Raw genomic sequence first — 1,343 nt, 5'->3', positions numbered from 1 at the left:
CGGCGACGTGCTGTTCCACGCCCGCGCGAAGCTGCGCCGCAAGGGCTGCGACCTGTTGGGGGTCAACGCCGTCGGCGACGGCAGGGCGTTCGAGGTGGACAGCAACGATGGGTGGTTGCTGGCTTCCGACGGCACCGAATCCACCCTGGAGCACGGCTCCAAGACGCTGATGGCCAGCCGAATCGTGGACGCCGTCGTCGCCTTCTTGCACGGTCACGGCGGGTAGCTGCTCGGCCGGGACGGAACCGGTGACGATACGATTTGTCAGGCTAACTTTCGGCGTGCGGGAAGGATGACGGAGGATGACACCGTGAGCGAAAAGGGTCGGCTGTTCACCAGTGAGTCGGTGACCGAGGGACACCCCGACAAGATCTGCGACGCGATCAGCGACTCCGTGCTCGACGCACTGCTGGCTGATGATCCCCACTCCCGGGTTGCGGTCGAAACCCTGGTCACCACCGGGCAGGTGCACGTCGTCGGGGAGGTGACCACCAGCGCCAAAGAGGCGTTCGCCGACATCACGAAAACCGTCCGTGACCGCATTCTGGAAATCGGTTACGACTCCTCGGAGAAGGGCTTCGATGGCGCGTCGTGCGGGGTCAACATCGGTATCGGTGCGCAGTCGCCCGACATCGCCCAGGGTGTCGACACCGCCCACGAGGCCCGGGTCGAGGGTGCGGCGGACCCCCTGGACGCTCACGGCGCCGGCGACCAGGGTCTGATGTTCGGCTATGCGATCTCCGACACCCCGGAACTGATGCCGCTGCCGATCGCGCTGGCCCACCGGCTCGCCCGCCGGCTCACCGAGGTGCGCAAAGGCGGTGTGCTGCCCTACCTGCGTCCCGATGGCAAGACCCAGGTCACCATCGGCTGCGAGGGCAACACCCCGGTGCGGCTGGACACCGTCGTCGTGTCGACCCAGCACGCCGCCGACATCGACCTGGAGAACACGCTGACCCCCGATATCCGGGAAAAGGTGCTCAACACCGTGCTCGACGACCTGGGCCACAAAACGCTGGACACCTCCGAGGTGCGGCTGCTGGTCAACCCGACCGGCAAGTTCGTGCTGGGCGGGCCGATGGGCGACGCCGGACTGACCGGGCGCAAGATCATCGTCGACACCTCCGGCGGCTGGGCCCGCCACGGCGGCGGCGCGTTCTCCGGCAAGGATCCGTCCAAGGTGGACCGTTCGGCGGCGTACGCCATGCGCTGGGTGGCCAAAAACATCGTCGCCGCCGGTCTGGCAGAACGGGTCGAGGTCCAGGTCGCCTACGCCATCGGCAAAGCCGCCCCGGTCGGCTTGTTCGTCGAGACCTTCGGCACCGAGACCGTCGACCCGATCA

Annotated in this window: 2 protein-coding genes; both read left to right on the top strand. The window is 67.4% G+C overall.

All coding sequences use genetic code 11. The annotated features are described in order from the left end of the window. On the top strand, positions 1 to 226 hold a 226-nt coding region (locus AC2VON_RS10755), incomplete at its 5' end, for a phosphopantothenoylcysteine decarboxylase domain-containing protein (RefSeq protein WP_486952943.1). Between the two features lie 84 nt (positions 227 to 310). Then, positions 311 to 1,343: methionine adenosyltransferase (metK, locus tag AC2VON_RS10750; RefSeq protein WP_486952942.1), on the top strand; the 1,033-nt coding region annotated here is incomplete at its 3' end.

It is taken from the genome of Mycobacterium sp. TH-M82 (assembly GCF_057473605.1).
The sequence above is the reverse complement of the archived record's forward strand: the minus strand, read 5'-3'. Positions and strand labels throughout refer to the sequence as shown.